The 18,826-nt window shown below is 36.9% G+C and carries 20 protein-coding genes; 15 read left to right on the forward strand and 5 right to left on the reverse strand.

The genetic code is table 11. The features are described from left to right. Position 1 precedes the first annotated feature (1 nt). On the forward strand, positions 2-469 hold the full coding sequence (gene ribH, locus ACFYKT_RS09655) for a 6,7-dimethyl-8-ribityllumazine synthase (RefSeq protein WP_389219188.1): 468 nt from the start codon (positions 2-4) through the stop codon (positions 467-469). 131 nt (positions 470-600) lie between these two features. Here ribH and ACFYKT_RS09660 read toward each other — a convergent pair whose 3' ends face one another. The 3 genes from ACFYKT_RS09660 to ACFYKT_RS09670 form a co-directional block, all read right to left on the reverse strand. After that, the gene (locus ACFYKT_RS09660) at positions 601-1,980 is read right to left on the reverse strand and encodes an amino acid permease (protein WP_389218859.1); all 1,380 of its coding nucleotides are present in this window, start codon (positions 1,978-1,980) and stop codon (positions 601-603) included. Between the two features lie 293 nt (positions 1,981-2,273). Next, on the reverse strand, positions 2,274-3,062 hold the full coding sequence (locus ACFYKT_RS09665; RefSeq protein ID WP_389218862.1) for an ABC transporter ATP-binding protein: 789 nt from the start codon (positions 3,060-3,062) through the stop codon (positions 2,274-2,276). Between the two features lie 189 nt (positions 3,063-3,251). Beyond that, positions 3,252-4,244: an ABC transporter substrate-binding protein gene (locus ACFYKT_RS09670; protein WP_389218865.1), complete on the reverse strand. Its 993-nt coding sequence runs from the start codon at positions 4,242-4,244 to the stop codon at positions 3,252-3,254. A 140-nt stretch (positions 4,245-4,384) separates the two neighbouring features. Here ACFYKT_RS09670 and ACFYKT_RS09675 point away from each other — a divergent pair, with 140 nt between their 5' ends. The 6 genes from ACFYKT_RS09675 to ACFYKT_RS09700 all read left to right on the forward strand — a co-directional run bounded on the left by ACFYKT_RS09675 (position 4,385) and on the right by ACFYKT_RS09700 (position 9,970). After that, positions 4,385-5,431, forward strand: coding sequence for a FecCD family ABC transporter permease (locus tag ACFYKT_RS09675; RefSeq protein WP_389218868.1), 1,047 nt, complete (start codon positions 4,385-4,387; stop codon positions 5,429-5,431). Beyond that, positions 5,431-6,456, forward strand: coding sequence for a FecCD family ABC transporter permease (locus ACFYKT_RS09680; RefSeq protein WP_389218871.1), 1,026 nt, complete (start codon positions 5,431-5,433; stop codon positions 6,454-6,456). The genes ACFYKT_RS09675 and ACFYKT_RS09680 overlap by 1 nt, the downstream gene beginning before the upstream one ends. Positions 6,457-6,759: 303 nt before the next feature. Next, complete coding sequence (locus ACFYKT_RS09685) at positions 6,760-7,470, forward strand: ABC transporter ATP-binding protein (RefSeq protein ID WP_389218874.1); 711 nt, start codon at positions 6,760-6,762, stop codon at positions 7,468-7,470. After that, positions 7,470-8,525, forward strand: coding sequence for an ABC transporter substrate-binding protein (locus ACFYKT_RS09690; protein ID WP_389218877.1), 1,056 nt, complete (start codon positions 7,470-7,472; stop codon positions 8,523-8,525). Before ACFYKT_RS09685 ends, ACFYKT_RS09690 begins: the two co-directional genes overlap by 1 nt. Further along, complete coding sequence (locus ACFYKT_RS09695) at positions 8,500-9,261, forward strand: ABC transporter permease (RefSeq protein ID WP_389218880.1); 762 nt, start codon at positions 8,500-8,502, stop codon at positions 9,259-9,261. Before ACFYKT_RS09690 ends, ACFYKT_RS09695 begins: the two co-directional genes overlap by 26 nt. A gap of 220 nt (positions 9,262-9,481) precedes the next feature. Next, entirely contained in the window at positions 9,482-9,970 is a 489-nt protein-coding gene (locus tag ACFYKT_RS09700; protein WP_389218883.1) for a CarD family transcriptional regulator, read from the forward strand. Positions 9,971-10,077: 107 nt separating this feature from the next. Here ACFYKT_RS09700 and ACFYKT_RS09705 read toward each other — a convergent pair whose 3' ends face one another. Next, positions 10,078-12,192, reverse strand: coding sequence for an MMPL family transporter (locus ACFYKT_RS09705; RefSeq protein ID WP_389218885.1), 2,115 nt, complete (start codon positions 12,190-12,192; stop codon positions 10,078-10,080). Positions 12,193-12,306: 114 nt separating this feature from the next. Beyond that, on the reverse strand, positions 12,307-12,882 hold the full coding sequence (locus ACFYKT_RS09710; RefSeq protein ID WP_389218888.1) for a TetR/AcrR family transcriptional regulator: 576 nt from the start codon (positions 12,880-12,882) through the stop codon (positions 12,307-12,309). A gap of 204 nt (positions 12,883-13,086) precedes the next feature. Between ACFYKT_RS09710 and ACFYKT_RS09715 the strand changes: the two genes are divergently transcribed. The 8 genes from ACFYKT_RS09715 (at position 13,087) to ACFYKT_RS09750 (ending at position 18,725) form a co-directional block, all read left to right on the forward strand. Further along, entirely contained in the window at positions 13,087-14,127 is a 1,041-nt protein-coding gene (locus ACFYKT_RS09715; RefSeq protein ID WP_449257595.1) for a sensor histidine kinase, read from the forward strand. After that, complete coding sequence (locus ACFYKT_RS09720) at positions 14,124-14,810, forward strand: response regulator transcription factor (RefSeq protein ID WP_389218893.1); 687 nt, start codon at positions 14,124-14,126, stop codon at positions 14,808-14,810. Before ACFYKT_RS09715 ends, ACFYKT_RS09720 begins: the two co-directional genes overlap by 4 nt. Before the next feature lie 157 nt (positions 14,811-14,967). Further along, positions 14,968-15,387, forward strand: a complete 420-nt coding sequence (locus ACFYKT_RS09725; RefSeq protein WP_389218897.1) for a DUF6220 domain-containing protein — start codon at positions 14,968-14,970, stop codon at positions 15,385-15,387. 2 nt (positions 15,388-15,389) lie between these two features. Next, positions 15,390-15,611 (forward strand): DUF5957 family protein, encoded by a 222-nt coding sequence (locus ACFYKT_RS09730; protein WP_389218900.1) that lies wholly within the window; start codon positions 15,390-15,392, stop codon positions 15,609-15,611. A 135-nt stretch (positions 15,612-15,746) separates the two neighbouring features. After that, positions 15,747-16,355 carry a TetR/AcrR family transcriptional regulator gene (locus ACFYKT_RS09735; protein ID WP_389218903.1) on the forward strand — a complete coding sequence of 203 codons (609 nt, stop codon included), beginning with the start codon at positions 15,747-15,749 and terminating at the stop codon, positions 16,353-16,355. Positions 16,356-16,375: 20 nt separating this feature from the next. Beyond that, a complete protein-coding gene (locus ACFYKT_RS09740; RefSeq protein WP_389218906.1) occupies positions 16,376-16,519 on the forward strand; it encodes an anti-repressor SinI family protein in 144 nt (47 codons plus the stop codon). 149 nt (positions 16,520-16,668) lie between these two features. Next, on the forward strand, positions 16,669-17,040 hold the full coding sequence (locus ACFYKT_RS09745) for a PilZ domain-containing protein (protein WP_389218909.1): 372 nt from the start codon (positions 16,669-16,671) through the stop codon (positions 17,038-17,040). A gap of 164 nt (positions 17,041-17,204) precedes the next feature. Then, entirely contained in the window at positions 17,205-18,725 is a 1,521-nt protein-coding gene (locus ACFYKT_RS09750; protein ID WP_389218911.1) for a glycine betaine uptake BCCT transporter, read from the forward strand. Positions 18,726-18,826 lie beyond the last annotated feature (101 nt).

Consider the following 18,826-nt stretch of genomic DNA (forward strand, 5'->3'; position numbering starts at 1 on the left):
AATAATGAAAGTACTTGAAGGAAATTTAGTTGGCACAGGGTTGAAAATTGGGATTGTGGTTGCACGTTTTAATGAGTTTATTACGAGTAAACTGCTTGGTGGAGCAGAGGATGGTCTGAAGAGACATGGAGTGAATGAAGCGGATGTGACGGTCATGTGGGTTCCAGGTGCTTTTGAAATTCCGCTTGCAGCAAAGAAGTTAGCCGATCAAGGTGGCTTTGACGCAATCATTACACTAGGAACAGTTATTAGAGGGGCAACGCCTCACTTTGAATATGTAAGCAGTGAGGTGGCAAAGGGTGTAGCGAACACAGGAATGCAGAGCGGAATTCCGATTATTTTTGGTGTACTCACAACAGATACAATTGAACAGGCAATCGAACGTGCAGGTACAAAGGCAGGAAATAAAGGATATGAGGCAGCGGTAGGAGCGATTGAAATGGGGAATCTTTATAAAAACTTTAAATAATTTTTAGTAGATGACGGAAAAAGAGAATTGAATAAAGGGGGATGGTTAATGAAACCAGATTTTGTTTTTGGGTTTCATTCCCTCATGTTAACAAATCCCTGTCCTTCTAGTGGACAGGGATTTGTTGTTGCTTAATTTTCAATTGCTCTACTCTGATCTGCGAGATTCCCTTTCTTTTCGCGTATCTTATAAATCACAATCAGCAGAATAAACCATACAGGTGTGATGAATAATGAAATACGAGTATCTTCTGCTAGTGCAAGTACAACAAAGATGAATGCTAGGAAAACGAGAATTAAGTAATTAGCAAATGGATAAAGCGGTAATTTGAATTTATTTATTTTTGCTAAATCTGGTCTAGTTTTGCGATACTTCAAGTGACAAATAACGGTAATCCCCCAAATGAAGAGGAAACATACGGTAGAAATACTAGTAATTAGTGTAAAGACTCCCTCTGGCATAACATAGTTCAAAACAACGGCAATGAGAATAACTACAGTTGAAAAGAACAATGCATTAGAAGGTACTTTACTTAAAGTAAGTTTAGTAAGTGGTACAGGTGCATTTTTATCTTTAGCAAGTGAGTATAGCATCCGGCTTGTGCTGAAAATAGCACTGTTACATGCTGAAGCTGCGGATGTTAGTACGACAAAATTGACAATACCCGCTGCTGCAGCGATACCAACGGCAACGAATACTTGAACAAAGGGACTTTCCATTGGGTTAATAGCATTCCAAGGATAAATACTCATAATAACGATGAGTGCACCGATGTAGAATATTAAAATCCGAATAGGAATATTATTGATTGCTTTCGGAATAACTCTTTCAGGATCTTCGGTTTCACCTGCAGTCAGTCCTACAAGTTCAATGCCTACAAATGCGAATACAACCATCTGGAATGAGAGGATGAACCCATTTATTCCATTAGGGAACATACCGCCATGGCTCCATAAGTTCGAGAAACTGGATGCACCTGAATCAGTTGAAAAGCCTTTAATAATCATGAATATACCAATAACAATTAATGCTAGAATCGCAATAACTTTAATTAATGCAAACCAGAATTCCATTTCACCGAAAAGCTTTACAGTGGCAAGGTTCATGACTAGCAAAATAACAAGTGCAATTAGGCCAGGCATCCATTGTGGTACATCAGGAAGCCAAAACTGCGTATAGAGTCCAACAGCTGTTAAGTCGGCCATTGCGATTGAAATCCAGCAAAACCAGTAGGTCCAGCCAGTGATAAATGCTGCCATATTTCCTAAATAATCTCTGACAAAGTCAACGAAAGAATGATATTCCAAATTGCTTAAGAGCAGTTCTCCAAGTGCGCGCATGATCAAAAAGCAAATGACGCCTGTAATCATATAGGCAAATAAAATGGACGGTCCTGCTAAATGAATCGATTTTCCTGCCCCAAGAAATAATCCAGTTCCGATTGCCCCGCCGATTGCAATTAGTTGCACATGCCTGTTTTTAAGGCCTCTTGCTAGCTTTTGTTCTTGCATATCATTTCCCACTTTCTGTTTATGACTAGGCTAGGATCTTCCACTAAGTGTAAATATTTAAACAATACACTTAAATCAAATAATTGCGAAATAATATCTTGGTAAAATATTAACACACTATTTGTTCATTCGATAGAAAAAAATTTTGAACAATTAATTATCAATTACTGGAAAAGGACGGGGTTATTTACTAGTCAAGTTTGTTGCTTGCATTTGGATAAATAAAAGCCTGTTTTGAAAAAGTGATTCAAATGATGAATCCTTCTTCAAAACAGGCTATTTGATTCGAATGATTACCCTCTAATTAAATCATAGGTCACGCACATTGGTTTCCCTGTCCGTGGGTCAAATCCAATTTCTGCATCAATATTAAAAACCTTTTGCAGAGTCTCTTTATGCATGACCTCTTCACTTGTTCCTGCCTTTATTAGATTGCCGTCTTTTAGTGCAATGATATTGTGTGAAAAGCGTGCAGCATGGTTTAAATCATGTAGAACCATGATGATTGTGCGGTTCTGAGTCTCGTTTAGGTTCTTTAGCAATTCAAGCACTTCTAACTGATGGGCCATATCAAGATATGTCGTTGGTTCGTCTAGAAAGATAATCTCGGTTTCTTGTGCGAGTGCCATTGCAATCCATACACGCTGTCTTTGTCCGCCTGAAAGGGAATCAACTGTCCGAAATTTATAATCCATGGTGTTGGTTACAGTTAGTGCCCAATCGATCACTTCATAATCTGCAAGTGATAACTTTCCGAATCCTTTTTGATAGGGGAATCGACCATAGGAAACAAGTTCACCAACCATTAGACCTGAGGCACTTTCCTGTGTTTGAGGCAGAATAGCCATTTTCTGTGCTAGCTTTTTGGTGTTCTCTTTCGCGATTGATTGGCCATCTAATAAAATGCTCCCTTTTGAATGGGGGATTATTCGTGTGATCGCCTTTAGTAATGTAGATTTTCCACAGCCATTTGGACCAATAATCGTAGTGATTTCATTATTTTTAAACTGTATATTCATTTGATTAACAATTAAGTTTTCTTGATAACCGACATGTAAATCCTTAGTAAGTAAACGGGTCATGTCAAAGCCTTCTTTCTCATATTCATTCATCATTAGTTTATCACAGATTAGCGGGCGGCAAGATCCCTGCTGTGTGAAGTTTCCCTTTATATAAGTATATCTTATAATAATTGATAATGAGAATCAATAACAAATAGAATTTAAGAGAAAAGGACTATCACAATCAATCATGCGATAGCCCTTTTCCAATTATTTCACGATGCTTTTTAAGATATTGTCAATAATTTGTTCATTTGCAATCGCACCAGTGTATAACCAGCTTTCATCAGGAGAGAACTCATGGACATTCCCAGCTTTAACAGCAGGGATGCTGCTCCATAATTTATCACTTAAAGCAGATGATCCAGTTGCAGTATCACTATTGATCAGGAATAAATGATCAGCGTCCAGTTCAACTAGTTTTTCTAAAGAAATAGCATTCCAGTTGCTTTCGCCGCTAGCAGAAATTTCTTTTACTACAGCAGGTACTTTTAATCCTAAATCTTGATACATAACGGCACCGCTTGATAAGTTTTCACTCACAATGAAGAAGTTTCCGCCTACTAACCAAATAGCAGCTACAGAAGGTTGATCACCAGTAGCTTCAATTTCTGCTTTTGCCTCTTTCGCTTTTGTTTCGTAGTCTTCTAATACCTTTTTAGCTTCGTCTTCTTTTCCAAATACTTCTCCAACACGAAGCAATTCATCGCGCCAGTCATTGTTCACTTCAGTCCCAATTACATAGGTTGGAGCGATCTTATTGTATTGATCGTATTTTCCGCCTTCAACCATACTTGCAGAGTCCATAATGATTAAGTCTGGTGTAAGCTCTTGAACAGCTTCAAATGGCAAATCATGTGGGATGGTTGGGATTCCTTTTAAACTGTCTTGAAGATACCCTTGAATACTAGCTCCATCATTTACACTCCATTGTGCTACAGGCTTAATACCTAGAGCAACAAGATTATCTTCAAGATATGTAGCAATAACTCGTTCTGGGTTAGCAGGGACAACGACTTCATTGCCCATCGCATCTGTTAGTGTTCTTTCAGTTGCAACTTCATCTTTATTTGAATCCGCAGCCTGCTGTTCAGTTTGATCTGTTGTTTTTTCATCAGCATCTCCACAAGCTGCTAAAGAAAACGCAAGCAGACCAACGCCCATTAACTGCATGATTTTCTTTTTACTTAACAAATTATTCATTGGAATCCTCCTAGAAGTATGGTAAAATATACACTATTGATAATGATTATTGATTTCAATTAAAATATAAAATTGATAATTTGTCAATAATGTATTATAAAAAGATGTGAACATTTCTTGAAGAAAGTAGTCGTTTTATTATGAATCAAAGTACTAATAATCATGCTGGATCTGCAAAGAATGTCTTACATAGTAATCATTTATTAGGTTCAATTATTTTGCTTGTTGGTTCGATTGTACTTTTGCTTTCAATCGTAACTTCGATCCATTTTGGGGCAGCAGATCTTAGCTATAACACGGTTTGGAAGGCATTATTCGCATTTGATAGTGAAAATTCCTCGCATGTCATCATTCGAGAATTAAGGCTTCCAAGAGCAATAGCCGCCGTTCTTGTCGGAGCAGCCCTTGCAGCTTCAGGCTCCATTATGCAGGGGATGACTAGAAATCCACTTGCCTCACCCTCCATTATGGGTGTAACAGCGGGCTCCTCTTTTTTAATAGCGATTGCTTTTGCATTCCTTCCTGCCATTACTTACACAGGGATGATTACCTTTTCATTTATTGGAGCTGGACTTGGAGCGATCTTAGTATTCGGTGTCTCTTCTTTATCTAAGGGTGGAGTTACACCAGTCAAACTTGCACTAGCAGGGTCAGCCATTACATCATTGCTTAGTTCGTTATCAACGGCTATTGGAATTAAATACAATGTTTCGAAGGATATTAGCTATTGGTATGCTGGCGGTGTGTCGGGTGTCCAAATGGAGCAATTGATGTATGTCATTCCATTCGTACTAGGTGGACTGATCTTAGCCATCTTCCTATCACGTTCAATATCCATTCTGAGTTTGGGTGAGGAAATAGCAAAAGGGTTAGGACAGAATACAAATATTATTAAAATACTAGGTATACTAGCCGTTTTACTCTTAACAGGTGCAGCTGTGTCAATTGCTGGAATGATTGGATTTGTTGGACTAGTTATTCCACATATCACTCGCTTTATAGTAGGTGTGGATTATCGATGGATCATTCCGTGTTCAGCGATCTTAGGAGGAATCTTATTAATTGTCGCAGATATTGTCGGCAGGATGATAAATGCTCCTTTTGAAACGCCAGTAGGTGCGATAACAGCAATCATTGGTGTTCCGTTCTTTCTCTATCTAGCACGTAAAGAAGGGAGAGGAATGTAATGCGCAAGCTGTTGTCGAAAGACCAAGATAAATTTAAATTCCTAATGATAACAACAAGTATTTTAACCGTTATTGTCTTTTTCTTAAGTATAAATGCAGGATATATTAAAATTCCTTTAGATACAGTATTAGCAACACTGATGGGCAAGGGTACACCGCAAAATGAATTAACGATCTTTGATTTTCGTTTACCAAGGATCGTCCTTGCACTATTAGTTGGAATGGGTATTGCCGTATCAGGGGCTATTCTACAGGGGATCTCACAAAATCCACTTGCAGATCCAGGGATTCTTGGCATTAATTCTGGTGCAGGATTTGCGGTTGTTCTTTATATGTTTTTCTTTCAACATACAGCCTTTTTTACAGGGGGATTATCGGTATTTATCATGCCGCTTACAGCTTTAATTGGTGCCTTTATTGCAGCGATTTTAATATACACTCTCTCTTGGAAAAATGGAAAAGTGACACCTGTTCGCTTGCTGCTAGTTGGAATTGGAATCAATGCTGCATTTGGTGCAGGATTAATTATTTTTCAAATGAAAATGGAACCGATTAATTTTATGAAGGCCATTATTTGGCTGTCAGGGACGATTTGGGGAACCAATTGGACATTTGTACTGGCGTTATTGCCGTGGTTAATACTACTCCTTCCCTTTGCGATCTATAAAGCAAGGTTTCTAGATGTTTTACGTCTTGGAGATGATGTAGCTATAGGTGTCGGTGTTTTCATTGAGAAAGAAAGAAGGGTATTGCTCTTTGTTTCTGTTGCATTAGCGGGAGCTTGTGTTGCAGTCGGTGGAGGGATTACATTCTTAGGGCTTATTGCCCCACATATAGCGAGACGCCTCATAGGAGCAAGACATGCAAAAATTCTGCCGTTAACGGCAATAATTGGAGCCCTATTACTGCTATCTGCTGATACTTTAGGCAGAGTAATTATGGCACCGATGGAATTACCAGTCGGATTAGTTGTCTCAATATTAGGTGCACCATATTTCATCTATCTATTAGTGAAAACAGTTTAAAAAGGATGTTTAGAATGCTGGAATTCAGCCTTCTGAACATCCTTTTTTTGGTTTCTTAATTGTTTCGATAAAGTGAAAATAAAAGATTGTTGAGTGATATAAATTGCTTTTTAAAATTATCAGACACATTTTAGACACAAATCATGCAATAAAGTGTGAGCTAAATCACAATTAATCTGAAATAGTATCTATTATAATTCTAAGTGAAAATGAAAATTATTATCATTTAGGAAAATGTTTACGTTAGGATGATAGGATGATCGAATAATGCTATAGCAACTATACAACAGCAGGTGATTAAGAATGGAAGTGCTATTAGAATTTGATTCTGTTTCAGTAAAATATAATGAACACGAAGTCATTAAAAATTTATCCTTCTCTTTAAAAAAAGGGGAAGTCATTGCATTGTTAGGACCTTCTGGCTGTGGGAAAACAACCATTTTAAATATTACTTCAGGCTTATTAGCTGAGACTGCTGGAAAAGTCAGCGTGCATACAAAAAAGTTCGGCTATGTGTTTCAGGAGCCAAGATTACTTCCATGGCGGACCGTCATTGATAATATTCTGTTTGTTATGAAAGAGAAGGACAGAGAAGTTAAACAAAAACAGACCAATGAAATATTAAAAATGGTTGGATTAGATCATGTAGCAAATGATTACCCGTCAAAATTATCTGGAGGGATGAAACAGCGAGTTTCAATTGCTCGTGCCTTAGCAGCAGATCCACAAATTATCTTAATGGATGAACCCTTTTCAGCACTTGATCCTAAATTGAAAAATGAACTGCAAGAAGATGTGATAAAGCTAATTGATAAGAATCAGATCGGTATTATTTATGTCACACATGATCCGCTAGAGGCTATAAAACTAGCAGATCGAATTTTGGTCCTATCAAGTCAAGGCTGCTCTATTAAATATGAAATGAATATTGAGAGAAGCAGGACAGAAAGAGATTACAGCTACTTAAAACAAATTGAACTAGAGCTCAGGAATTGGGTTGGAGGGATTACATAATGACAAAACAAAACAGATTAAAATATCTTCTTATTTTTACTTTATTAATAGGACTATTTTTAACAGGGTGTTCACAATCAACGAAAAAAGAGTCGGATACAACGGCAAATGAAAAGCCGGCCAAGCAGGAAGAAGCAACAGAAAAACTAAGTGAACTAACGATTCAAGCTCCAATGGGTATCTCAATTGCCGCACCAATCTATAAGGTAGTGGATGACAATAATCTGCAAGAATTTACAAATCAATTAAACTATTTGCCATGGAAGAATCCAGATGAACTCCGTGCGCGCATTAGTGCCAATCAGGCAGATATCTCAGCTGTTCCAACTTATGTAGGCGCCAATTTATATAATCGCGGGATGGATGTTAAGCTAATGAATGTGTTAATCTGGGGTATTCTGTATGTGGTAGGACCAGATGGTGAACAGGTAAGCTGGGAGCAATTAAAAGGGCAGACCATTCATGTTCCTTTCAAAGGGGATATGCCAGATTTAGTTTTCCAATACTTATTGAAGAAAAACGGGATTGATCCAACAAAGGATATTAAGATAGAGTATGTTTCTTCTCCACAAGAAATCGTTCAGCTTATGATTGCAGATAAAGCAAAATATGCTGTTGTTCCTGAGCATGTAGCGACACTATCAGTTGTGAAAGGTAAGCAGGAAGGGAAGAACCTTGCTAAGATTATGAATTTACAAGAAGAGTGGAAAAAGGCAACAGGAAGAGATTCATTCATTCCACAGGCAGGGATTTTGGTATCCAATGCATTAATTGAAAAAAATCCTGAATTGGTTCAGGAAATCCAAAATCAATTCGAACAAAGTATTCAATTCATTAATAAGAATCCAACTGAAGCCGCTGCCATTATTAATAAAATGAATGAAGATGTACCGCAGCCAATTATTGAAAAGGTTATTCCATCGTTAAATTTACAATTTGTTTCAGCAAAAGATGCAAAAGATGATTTAGAGTTTTTTTTTAATGAACTAGCCACACTTTCTCCTGAAATTATTGGAGGGAAACTACCAGATGAAGGCTTCTATTACGAAAAATAAGAAAAGATTCACTCGGATCTTTGTCCTATTCCTTTTGCTTTGTATTTGGCAGGTATGTTCATTTTATTTACCAAGTATCTTATTGCCATCACCTTTAGAAACTTGGAATGAATTGATAAAATTGATCTTAAATGGGGAATTAGCTGGCCAGTTATCCCAGTCTGCTTTACGAATGCTGCTAGGCCTTGTAATTGGTATTCTGATTGCGATAACGTGTGGATTGTTTGCGGGAAGATTTGAATTTGTGTACGAAGCCTTTCGCCCAATTTATTCAATTATTATGGGGCTGCCGCCAATCATTGTCGTTGTACTGGCGATGGTTTGGTTCGGAACAAGTACGGTTGTCCCTACTTTTGTTGTAAGTGTATTGGTCTTTCCGGTTATCTATTTAAATACGGCAGATGGCTGGCGAAATATTGATAAACAATTACTTGAAATGGGCGCAATCTATAAAATCTCTCCTTTTCAGAATTTAAGGCATATTATCCTGCCGGGATTAGCTGTTCCAATTATCTCGGCAATATCTCTAGCAGTAGGATCGGCTGTTCGTATAACGATTATGGCTGAGCTGTTAGGTGCAAATTCAGGAATTGGCTATTCGTTAGCATTGGCCCGGGTTAATATTAATACGGCCAAAGTATTTGCATGGACGATTATTTGTATCTTAATCATTCTGATTCTTGATCATTTTGTGTTAAATCCAATAAAAAGTTTCATATTAAGATGGAATAAATAGCAGTCATACAAAAGCCAATCCATTGTATTGAAAATATACTGATGGATTGGCTTTTTAGATTTGGGGGGAATGCGAGTGTCAGCCAATTTATAGGGCTAATTGAAAATGAAAAAACGAATAAAAAGTGGAGAAAAAGTATTGACGGATAAGTTTATAATATGATATATTTAAAAATTTGATTAAAAAACAATACTGTGATACCATATATATGTAAGTATATATGGAGGTGGATGATTTGTTTCAAGTTGGTGACAAGGTCTTTTATCCAATGCATGGGGCAGGTATCATTAAAGCCATCGAAGAAAGGGAAGTTCTCGGCGAGACACATGAATATTATGTGATTAACATTCCTATAAGTAATATGAATGTGATGATCCCTATTAAAAAGATACAGAAATCTGGTATTCGTCCTATTATCGATCGGCAGACAATGAAAGATATATTGTTTGACTTTCATAATATGGAGCCGAAGGAATCACTTCCATGGAAAGAAAGATTTAATTCGAATATGGAGAAGATGAAGACAGGCAATGTACAGGATTCAGCAGAAGTGATTCGGGACCTTTTGTACTACAGCAAGGAAAAGGTGCTTAATACGAGTGAACGTCATATGTTAAATGAAGCGAAGAGAAATGTAATTAGTGAAATGATCCTCATTAGGGATATCACAGAAAGTCAAGCAGCCGATCTATTGAAGCTTACCAGCTAAGATGAGCCATCCGCCATCAATAAGCAGTTGGTGGTTTTTTATTTTTTTACTATAAAAAAAGCCGATACTCTGCATTTGCAGTGCATATCGGCTTTTATTTTGTCTAACTATTTTGATGTTACTTTTTTATCAGCTTTATCCTTCTCGAACATCACAATTAACCCAGGAAGTAAGATCCCTCTGACTAAGAAAGTATCTAATAAAATTCCAACTGCGACAATGAAACCAAAGACGAATAATAATTGAACAGGTTGTGTCATTAAGACCGCGAAGGTTGCAGCAAGGATAATTCCTGCTGAGGAAATGACCCCACCCGTATTAGCAACAGCAATTTCTACAGCTTCCTTGACTGAATGCGTTCTTCGTTCTTCTTGGAATCTTGAAATTAAAATAATATTATAGTCAATGCCAAGTGCAATTAAGAATACAAAGGCATAGAGTGGAACCCGGTTACTGATGGTATCGATATCAAAGATTAGATTAGTTAAGAACATCCCTAAGCCTAAAGCAGCTAGGAAGGAAACGAGAATCGTCCCCATCATGTAAATCGGCATTTTAAAGGATTTTGTCAATACAATCAGCATAATGAATATTAATATCGTTTCAAGTAAAACAATGAGGATGACATCCTTATTATTAACAGACCGATCATCTACTTTAGTGGCCGTTTCACCTGCGAAGTAAAGCTCTCCAGTAAGATTGCTGTCAGAAACAATCTGATCAGAATGCAGTATCATCTTTTCCAGCGCATCCATTGTTTCAACGGAATAAGGATTTTCTTCAAAGGTCAAGTTAAAATTAAGTGCCTTATTATCTTCTGTTTTGCCATTTAAGCGCACATTGTTAACAAGCGGCTGTTCTAAAAGTGTATTTACTAATGCTTCTTGCTGTTCAGTGCTAACCTCATCATTTGCTTCGAATAATACGGTTGTCGGTGCTAAATCTCCATTTTCAAACTTTGCTTCTAAAATTTCATAGCCAACAAGAGATGGCATATCATCAGGGAAAGACTTCATTGTATCAAATTCATATTCTAGATTAAACATATTGCTTGCAGATAAAAGGAGAAAGGCTCCAATAACTACAACGGATAACCCAGGCTTTTTCACAACAAAACGTCCAACTTTGCTCCAAATAGAGTTTGTCTTGACTTTTGTTTCGCCTACCCTCGGAATCTTAGGCCAGAAGGACTTTCTGCCGAATAGGGTGAATAACGCCGGAACAAGTGTAATGGATGCAAGCATAATAATTGCCATGGTTGTTGCAAATGTCGGTGCAAAATTGCGGTAATCTCCTAGACCTGCAAAGAACAATACGAGCATGGCTGCTAATACGGTTCCACCAGAGAAGAAAACAGGCATACCAGTTTCTCTCATTGCCGCTTTCATTGAAGTAAATTTATCATCATGTTGCTTCAGCTCTTCACGATAACGAGAAAAGACAAAAAGGGAATAATCAATAACTGCAGCAAATAAAAGAATCGATGCAATCGATATCGTTTGATTACTAATATCTAATCCTGCTTTTCCCATTAATCCAAGTGTCTGCATAACAACTTCATAAACAAAGACAGCTGCAAGCAGCGGGATTAGCGCTAATAATGGTGAACGGTAGATGACAATTAACAGAATAAGAATCAATCCAACTGTTGATAAAATAAGGACAACATCTGCTCTAGAAAATAAATCAAGCGAGTCTGTCGCAATTCCAGCAGGTCCGGTCACATATAAGGTTAAATCAGATGATTCTTTGACAATATCCTTAATAGGCTCTAATGAAACCTTCAACTCTTTTGTTTCTAAAGAAGAATCAAAGGTTAAAGGGATTAAAGCTGTTGTCTTATCTTCTGAGAAAAACCCGGCTGCGGCTTGAGGAGGCAAGGCAGCTAAAGGAATTACTTGCTCGACTCCTTCAATATTTTCATTCTCAATTTTAGCTAAGAGTTCAGCCAGCTGAGAGAGTTCGACTTCTCCTTCTTTAGCCTGAAAGACTAAAATAGCTGGAGTCCCATCAGTGTCTTTAAAGTATTTGTCTACTTTGGATTGTGCAATAACGGATTGAGCATCTTCAGGCAGAGAAGCAACTCTTGAAACTTCATAATCCTTTACACTTGGGGCAAAAACTGCTAAAAGTACAGTGGCCACCAACCAAATAGCTAAAGTAGTCCACATTCCTTTTTTCGTTGTGACACGGTCAGTTATGGATTGTAAAAAAGTTTTCATATGATAATTCCTTTCATCATTTTTTATAAAAGGTGACAGTGGTGTTACTTTGAAGAAAATAAAAATGACATGATTGTCACTGTTATTATCTTTTAAAAGTAACACAAGTGTCAATTAATTATTTGTGAACATTCCATGACTGATCATTTCTTTGATGGATGCAACCCATTCGGAATGTGGAATCCCAAAATGATTAGGAATGGCAATCGTTTGAAAAATAAAACCTAGTATTAATCCATCGGGAATATGAGCTTTTAATTTCTTCTCAACTTTACCTAGGTAAAGAAAACTTTGCAAATGTGTATACATATCCAAATGGAGCTTATCTAAATGTTCCTTATTTTTTTTAACCTTATCACTGATATTTACAGGAATTTGAACAGCAATTTTTATTAACTGCTGAACCTCGGGCATGTCAAAAATAAGGTTCATCAGAAAATCAAATTGAGCCTCAAATCCTTTACAGTGTTCAATTTTTTGCAGGTCAGTTAAAAAGTGCTTCAATTCAGCAATCATAAAGTCGGTTATGAGTTCCTCTTTATTTTCATAGTACTTATACAATGTCCCTCTCGAAACATTTAATCGATCAGCCAGTAAACTAAAGGTAAATCCCTCATAGCCATGTATAAGGAGCAGCTCCTTAGTTGATGTAAATAACTCTTCAATCGAAAATTTCCTCTCACGTGCCATATGCTCACCTCTAAACTTATTATAGTGAAAAATAAGGGATACACAATATTTAATAAAAATTTAATCATTTGTTTAGAATGTATTTAGACTTCCACTATATGCTTCGTTCATATAGAAAAATATAATAGAAGAAATAGGTCTATTAAATGAAAGTTGGGAAAAGCAGTGTCTATCCGTAATCGCTTGATCGCATCGAATATTGCCATGATTGTTATTCCAATTCTATCTTTTTTTCTTTTCGAAATCGTCTTAGGAATTTTCCTAATTCGCAGACTAGACGGAGACTCGATTGAAATATTTATTAAGATACGATTTGGTTTTTTATTGCTCATTATTATTATTACAAATGGTTTGCTCACCTTCTTTGTTTCAAAAAGCATTATTAAGCCGGTGGGTAAGCTGATTGAAGCTGCTGAACAGATTAGTAAGGGGAACTTAGACTTCCACATTAAAGCGATAACGAATGATGAACTTGGCCAGTTGGCAGAAACTTTTGATCGAATGAGAGATAAATTAAAAGAATCCGCTGAACTGCAATTAAAATATGAAGAAAATCGAAAAGATTTAATAGCTAATATCTCTCATGACTTAAAAACTCCTATTACTTCAATCAAGGGATATGTGGAAGGAATACGTGATGGTGTTGCTAATACGCCAGAAAAAATGAATCGTTACATACAAACGATTTATTCAAAGGCAATAGATATGGATCATTTAATTGATGAATTATTTTTGTTCTCAAAATTGGATTTAAACCGCATTCCTTTTCACTTTGAGACATTTGATTTCTATACGTATATAGTAGATTTTCTAGATGAACTAAGATTTGAATTGGAAGGAGAGGGGATTGCTGTCACCTTCCAAGCAGATCAAGCAGATTCTTATCAAGTGATGGCAGATCGGGAACAATTAAAGCGTGTAGTGACCAATTTGATTCATAATAGTTTGAAGTATCTTGATAAGGAAGAAAAGCATATCCATGTTCATATGGAGGCATTCGGAGATAAAGTAATCACTCGAATAGAAGATAATGGCGGCGGAATTTCTGACGAAGCACTTCCCAATATTTTTGATCGGTTTTATCGAGCCGATTCTTCGAGAAATACAGCAACTGGAGGCAGTGGATTAGGGCTTGCCATTGTTAAGAGAATTGTTGAGGAGCATGGCGGGGAAATATGGGCGGAAAGCAAGCTAGGAGATGGAACAAGTATCTTCTTTACATTGAAAAAGCAGGTGAGTAAATGAGCAAGGTATTAATTATTGAAGATGAGCTCAGCATTGCGGAACTAGAGCGTGATTACCTTGAAATCAATGGGTTTACAGCAGATATTGTTACGAACGGAGAAATTGGAGTAACAAAAGCCATTTCAGAGGAGTATGATCTTATCTTATTAGATTTAATGCTTCCGGGAATGGATGGTTTCGAGATATGTAAAAGAATTCGAAAGACAAAAGAAATTCCGATTCTGATGGTCTCTGCTAGGAAAGAAGATATTGATAAAATCAGGGGACTAGGGCTTGGGGCAGATGATTATATCATTAAACCATTTAGTCCCAATGAATTAGTGGCAAGAGTGAAAGCTCATCTTGCGAGATATCACAGATTAGTAAGCAAAGAAGAGAATCCGGATGAGCTTCGAGTCTTCGGGCTACATATTGATAAAGGAGCTAGAAGAATATTTGTAAATGGAGAAGAGAAGTTTTTTACGGCAAAGGAATTCGATCTGCTAACATTTTTAGCTGAAAATCCAAACAGAGTCTTTAGTAAAGATCATTTGTTTGAACGGATTTGGGGGCTCGATTCGATGGGAGATTTGACAACCGTTACTGTCCACATTCGAAAAATCCGAGAAAAGATTGAAACTGCTCCATCTAATCCCGAATATATAGAAACTATTTGGGGTGCAGGTTACCGTTTTAAATCTTAAGAAGACAGGAGATGCTCCAGCATCTCCTGTCTTTTTATATGAAATTTGAACTTTATCCATTTTTAATAATTATTTAAGAATTAGCTAAGAGGACTTTTAGAATTGAGCGATATCTTATGTATGTAGAACAAAATAGATTAAAAAAGGGGAACTGAGCATGGAAAATACGAAGATATCAAAACGTATACGATTTGGAAGAGTTAGCTATCTTACTTTAGCCGTAATTTTTGCTGTTTGTACAATTATACAAATATTTATTGCAGGATTGGCCATTTTTGTAAATCCTGTAAACTGGACAAAGCATTTCATATTTGTTCACCTCTTTGGGTTTAACACACCGCTCTTTATGCTAGTGATGGCATTTGTCGGTAGAATGCCACGCTGGGCATACTGGCAAATACTTGGGCTACTTGTTTGTATATTCTCTATGTACTTTACGGCAAATAGTAGAGGAGCTCTCCCATGGGCAGGTGCAGCACATCCAGTCATTGCTACACTGCTATTTATTTTATCACTCACAATTGTTACTAAGACCTGGCATTTACTTTATAAAAAGTCTAGTGAAAGTGGGAAATAACGATGAGAACATTATTGGCAATTATTGTTGGAGCAGTAGGAGGATTCATTCTGGGAATAGCCCTATCAAGCTTTATTGGAATAATCGGCATGATCCTATTCGATCAGCCTATTGGAATAAAGTTTCTACCATATTACTCTTCATTCATTTGTGCCATTATCGTACCGATTTGGAGTAAAAAAATAGAACCTAACAGAGGGAATGAATCAAGTTTGATGGAGTAAATAACTGCGAGCTTATCCAAAAGGGTAAGCTCATTTTTGGTAATAATTTAAATTTTAAAAATATTGACTTAATTGATGAATCATAAGATAATACTCTTGAGTAATATAATCGTTTACAGCTTGGAGAGGTCATTAATGGGTCAAAGAGGAAGAAAAAAGGGATCAAATGGCGAACAAAGCAAAGCCCTTCTATTACGTATTGCTGCAAATGAATTTGCTGAAAATGGCTACCATGGTACGAAGGTTAGTTCTATTGTAAAAAGGGCTGGAATGACCCAGCCTACCTTCTATCTATATTTCGAAAATAAAGAAGCGATTTTTCAGGAATTAGTCGAATCGTTTCGGGGAAATTTATTTAATCTTACGAGAAAGAGCCGTTTGGAGCCAGGAATCGAAATAAACTCCTTATCAGGTCGGATTACATACGGACTTGCAGAAATGTTTACCTTTTTTAAAGAGAATCCCGATTTAACAAAAATTAGCTTCTTTGAATCTTCCACTTCTGAGGAGCTGAAAAGGAAACTAGCACTACAAATTGAAGAAAATCTCGCTTCAGAAGTAGAGAATGGTTATTTCAGTGCGAGTGTAGATATGTGCACCTTCGCGGAAAGCCTTGTTGGCTTGATTGAACGTCTAACTGTCACTCAATTATTCCCGGGTATAAAGGAACCGAATAGACTTGCCGAGGAGATTGTTGATATATTTCTGAATGGGGTCATAAATAAGAGTATCAAAGAAGAATGATCGTAGGGGTTGAGAGTTGTATGAATTCGAGGAAGAAGGTGCAGCAGGAAAAGCTAGATAAGGAATGGATGGCTCTTATTCTTAAAGCAAAGAAGCTGGGGCTTACAACGACGGAGGTACGGGCATTTATTAGAGAAGTTCCAAAAAATGAATTAAAGAAATAGAATAAAGGGGATTACTCTTATTTAATTAATCAGACCGACCATTTATTTCTCATATAAATAAACAGCATGATTTGCCTTTTTATTGTCATTAACATCTATTTTTTGTAAAATATAGATGTTCTATTACTAAGTATAAAGGCGGTAAATGTATGAGATTCAAAAGGGATGAGGGCTTCCGTTTTTCATTTGGAACGCCAATAACTGCTTTCTTTACGATTGATGAAATGAATGGAAATAGAATCGGAATCTCAAATGGGGAAGCAAGATTGATTGATTTAAGCCCAAATGGGATGAAATTAAGTATCCCATTTGATATCCCTATCTCCTATCAAGAGGATATAAAGATTACAGTTAGATTTAAATTATCTCAAGTAGAACATAAGATACAAGGAGAAATCATTTGGAAACAGAAGGCATTTGATAGCTACTTCTATGGCATTCATTTTGATATAAATGAAGTGGAACAAAAAGAGATGATCAATGATTTAAAGTATTTTGCGAAAAAGCAAAGTACAAAATAAATGAAAGTACAAGATTATAGTAAATGAGGGAAAACCTGTGGATAAATCTACAGGTTTTTTTGTTGCTAAGCCATTCTAGTGAAGATACCTGGCGATTCAAATACTAAATGTAATGGATTGTAAGCATACTAAGAGAAAACTTTGGTCACAGAAAGGATTTTTTTATGAAAAAGGTATCAAATGTCTTTTGGATTTCAGTGGCGATTGTTCTTGCTGCGGTTATTTTTGGGACAACGGCACCAGACACTTTTGAAGAAGCTACAGGCAATTTGCAAGCATTTCTGACAACAGCGTTTGGCTGGTATTACTTAATTTTAGTTACAATCATTGTGATATTCTGTCTTTTTCTTATTTTTAGCCCTGTTGGTGCCATTAAGCTAGGAAAGCAGGATGAAAAGCCAGAGTTTTCTAAGGTTTCCTGGTTTGCGATGTTATTTAGTGCGGGGATGGGGATTGGACTTGTATTCTGGGGTGCAGCTGAACCACTGTCCCATTTCATTGATCCACCTTTAGCAGAAGGCGGGACTGCTGCTGCAAATAAAGAGGCGATGAGATACACCTTTTTTCACTGGGGGATTCATGCGTGGGCGATCTATGCACTAGTTGCTCTTTCATTAGCTTATTTTCAATTTCGCAAAGGAGAACCGGGCCTTATCTCTGCTACCCTAAAGCCAGTTTTAGGGAAAAGCATGGATGGGATCCTAGGGACAATTGTTGATGTACTGGCCGTTTTTGCTACAGTTATTGGGGTGGCGACGACTTTAGGCTTTGGAGCTGCACAAATTAATGGAGGATTATCGTATTTATATGGGATACCAAGTAATTTCCTAGTCCAATTTATTATTATTGCGGTAGTGACTGTTCTATTTATGATTTCAGCCTGGTCAGGCTTAGGCAAAGGAATCAAATATTTAAGTAATACAAATATGTTACTAGCAGTGGCTTTATTGTTATTAATGTTTATCACAGGACCTACAATATTAATACTCGATATGTTTACTGATTCTATTGGCGGTTATATTCAAAATATCATTCAAATGAGTTTCCGGATTGCTCCTCTTAATGAAGAGCATCGTACTTGGATAAATGATTGGACCATTTTCTATTGGGCTTGGTGGATTTCATGGTCCCCGTTTGTTGGGATTTTTATTGCGCGTGTATCAAGAGGAAGAACCATTCGTGAATTTATCATTGGTGTGCTATTACTGCCGGCATTAGTAAGTTTTTTCTGGTTTGCGGTATTTGGGACTTCATCTATTGAGGTACAAAATGCAGGAAATGTAGATTTAACGAAATTTGCAACTGAAGAAGTTTTATTTGCTGTCTTTAGCCAATTCCCTTGGTCCATGGTTTTATCAATTGTTGCCATTGTTCTTGTCAGTACATTTTTTATTACGTCTGCTGATTCGGCAACATTTGTACTAGGGATGCAAACAACATATGGTTCACTTACACCGCCGAATCGAGTGAAATTAACATGGGGAATTGCGCAATCAACTGTTGCTTTAATTCTACTTTATAGTGGTGGGCTGCAAGCGCTTCAAAATGCGCTAATTGCAGCCGCGTTTCCATTTTCGTTTATTATGCTCCTAATGATGATTTCACTTTATCGCTCTTTGTCAAAAGAGAAAAAAGAACTTGGCTTATTCCATAAACCAAAACCCCGAAATAATAGCACAACATAATTAGGTTAAATAGTGAATTCAGACGAACTTTCCCAAATGCATGGACAGTTCGTTTTTTTATTGACAAAAAAGCCCTCCATTTAGTAAAGTTAAATTCATTA

The sequence above is a fragment of the Cytobacillus mangrovibacter genome, from assembly GCF_042865275.1.
Classification (GTDB): Bacteria; Bacillota; Bacilli; order Bacillales; family Cytobacillaceae; genus Cytobacillus; species Cytobacillus mangrovibacter.

What these genes read in the sequence shown, in the direction of transcription:
- ACFYKT_RS09660 (WP_389218859.1), bottom strand. Translation starts at nt 1,980, where the DNA reads ATGCAAGAACAAAAGCTAGCAAGAGGCCTTAAAAACAGGCATGTGCAA.
- ACFYKT_RS09665 (WP_389218862.1), bottom strand. Translation starts at nt 3,062, where the DNA reads ATGACCCGTTTACTTACTAAGGATTTACATGTCGGTTATCAAGAAAAC.
- ACFYKT_RS09670 (WP_389218865.1), bottom strand. Translation starts at nt 4,244, where the DNA reads ATGAATAATTTGTTAAGTAAAAAGAAAATCATGCAGTTAATGGGCGTT.
- ACFYKT_RS09675 (WP_389218868.1), top strand. Translation starts at nt 4,385, where the DNA reads ATGAATCAAAGTACTAATAATCATGCTGGATCTGCAAAGAATGTCTTA.
- ACFYKT_RS09680 (WP_389218871.1), top strand. Translation starts at nt 5,431, where the DNA reads ATGCGCAAGCTGTTGTCGAAAGACCAAGATAAATTTAAATTCCTAATG.
- ACFYKT_RS09685 (WP_389218874.1), top strand. Translation starts at nt 6,760, where the DNA reads ATGGAAGTGCTATTAGAATTTGATTCTGTTTCAGTAAAATATAATGAA.
- ACFYKT_RS09690 (WP_389218877.1), top strand. Translation starts at nt 7,470, where the DNA reads ATGACAAAACAAAACAGATTAAAATATCTTCTTATTTTTACTTTATTA.
- ACFYKT_RS09695 (WP_389218880.1), top strand. Translation starts at nt 8,500, where the DNA reads ATGAAGGCTTCTATTACGAAAAATAAGAAAAGATTCACTCGGATCTTT.
- ACFYKT_RS09700 (WP_389218883.1), top strand. Translation starts at nt 9,482, where the DNA reads ATGGAGGTGGATGATTTGTTTCAAGTTGGTGACAAGGTCTTTTATCCA.
- ACFYKT_RS09705 (WP_389218885.1), bottom strand. Translation starts at nt 12,192, where the DNA reads ATGAAAACTTTTTTACAATCCATAACTGACCGTGTCACAACGAAAAAA.
- ACFYKT_RS09710 (WP_389218888.1), bottom strand. Translation starts at nt 12,882, where the DNA reads ATGGCACGTGAGAGGAAATTTTCGATTGAAGAGTTATTTACATCAACT.
- ACFYKT_RS09715 (WP_449257595.1), top strand. Translation starts at nt 13,087, where the DNA reads ATGATTGTTATTCCAATTCTATCTTTTTTTCTTTTCGAAATCGTCTTA.
- ACFYKT_RS09720 (WP_389218893.1), top strand. Translation starts at nt 14,124, where the DNA reads ATGAGCAAGGTATTAATTATTGAAGATGAGCTCAGCATTGCGGAACTA.
- ACFYKT_RS09725 (WP_389218897.1), top strand. Translation starts at nt 14,968, where the DNA reads ATGGAAAATACGAAGATATCAAAACGTATACGATTTGGAAGAGTTAGC.
- ACFYKT_RS09730 (WP_389218900.1), top strand. Translation starts at nt 15,390, where the DNA reads ATGAGAACATTATTGGCAATTATTGTTGGAGCAGTAGGAGGATTCATT.
- ACFYKT_RS09735 (WP_389218903.1), top strand. Translation starts at nt 15,747, where the DNA reads ATGGGTCAAAGAGGAAGAAAAAAGGGATCAAATGGCGAACAAAGCAAA.
- ACFYKT_RS09740 (WP_389218906.1), top strand. Translation starts at nt 16,376, where the DNA reads ATGAATTCGAGGAAGAAGGTGCAGCAGGAAAAGCTAGATAAGGAATGG.
- ACFYKT_RS09745 (WP_389218909.1), top strand. Translation starts at nt 16,669, where the DNA reads ATGAGATTCAAAAGGGATGAGGGCTTCCGTTTTTCATTTGGAACGCCA.
- ACFYKT_RS09750 (WP_389218911.1), top strand. Translation starts at nt 17,205, where the DNA reads ATGAAAAAGGTATCAAATGTCTTTTGGATTTCAGTGGCGATTGTTCTT.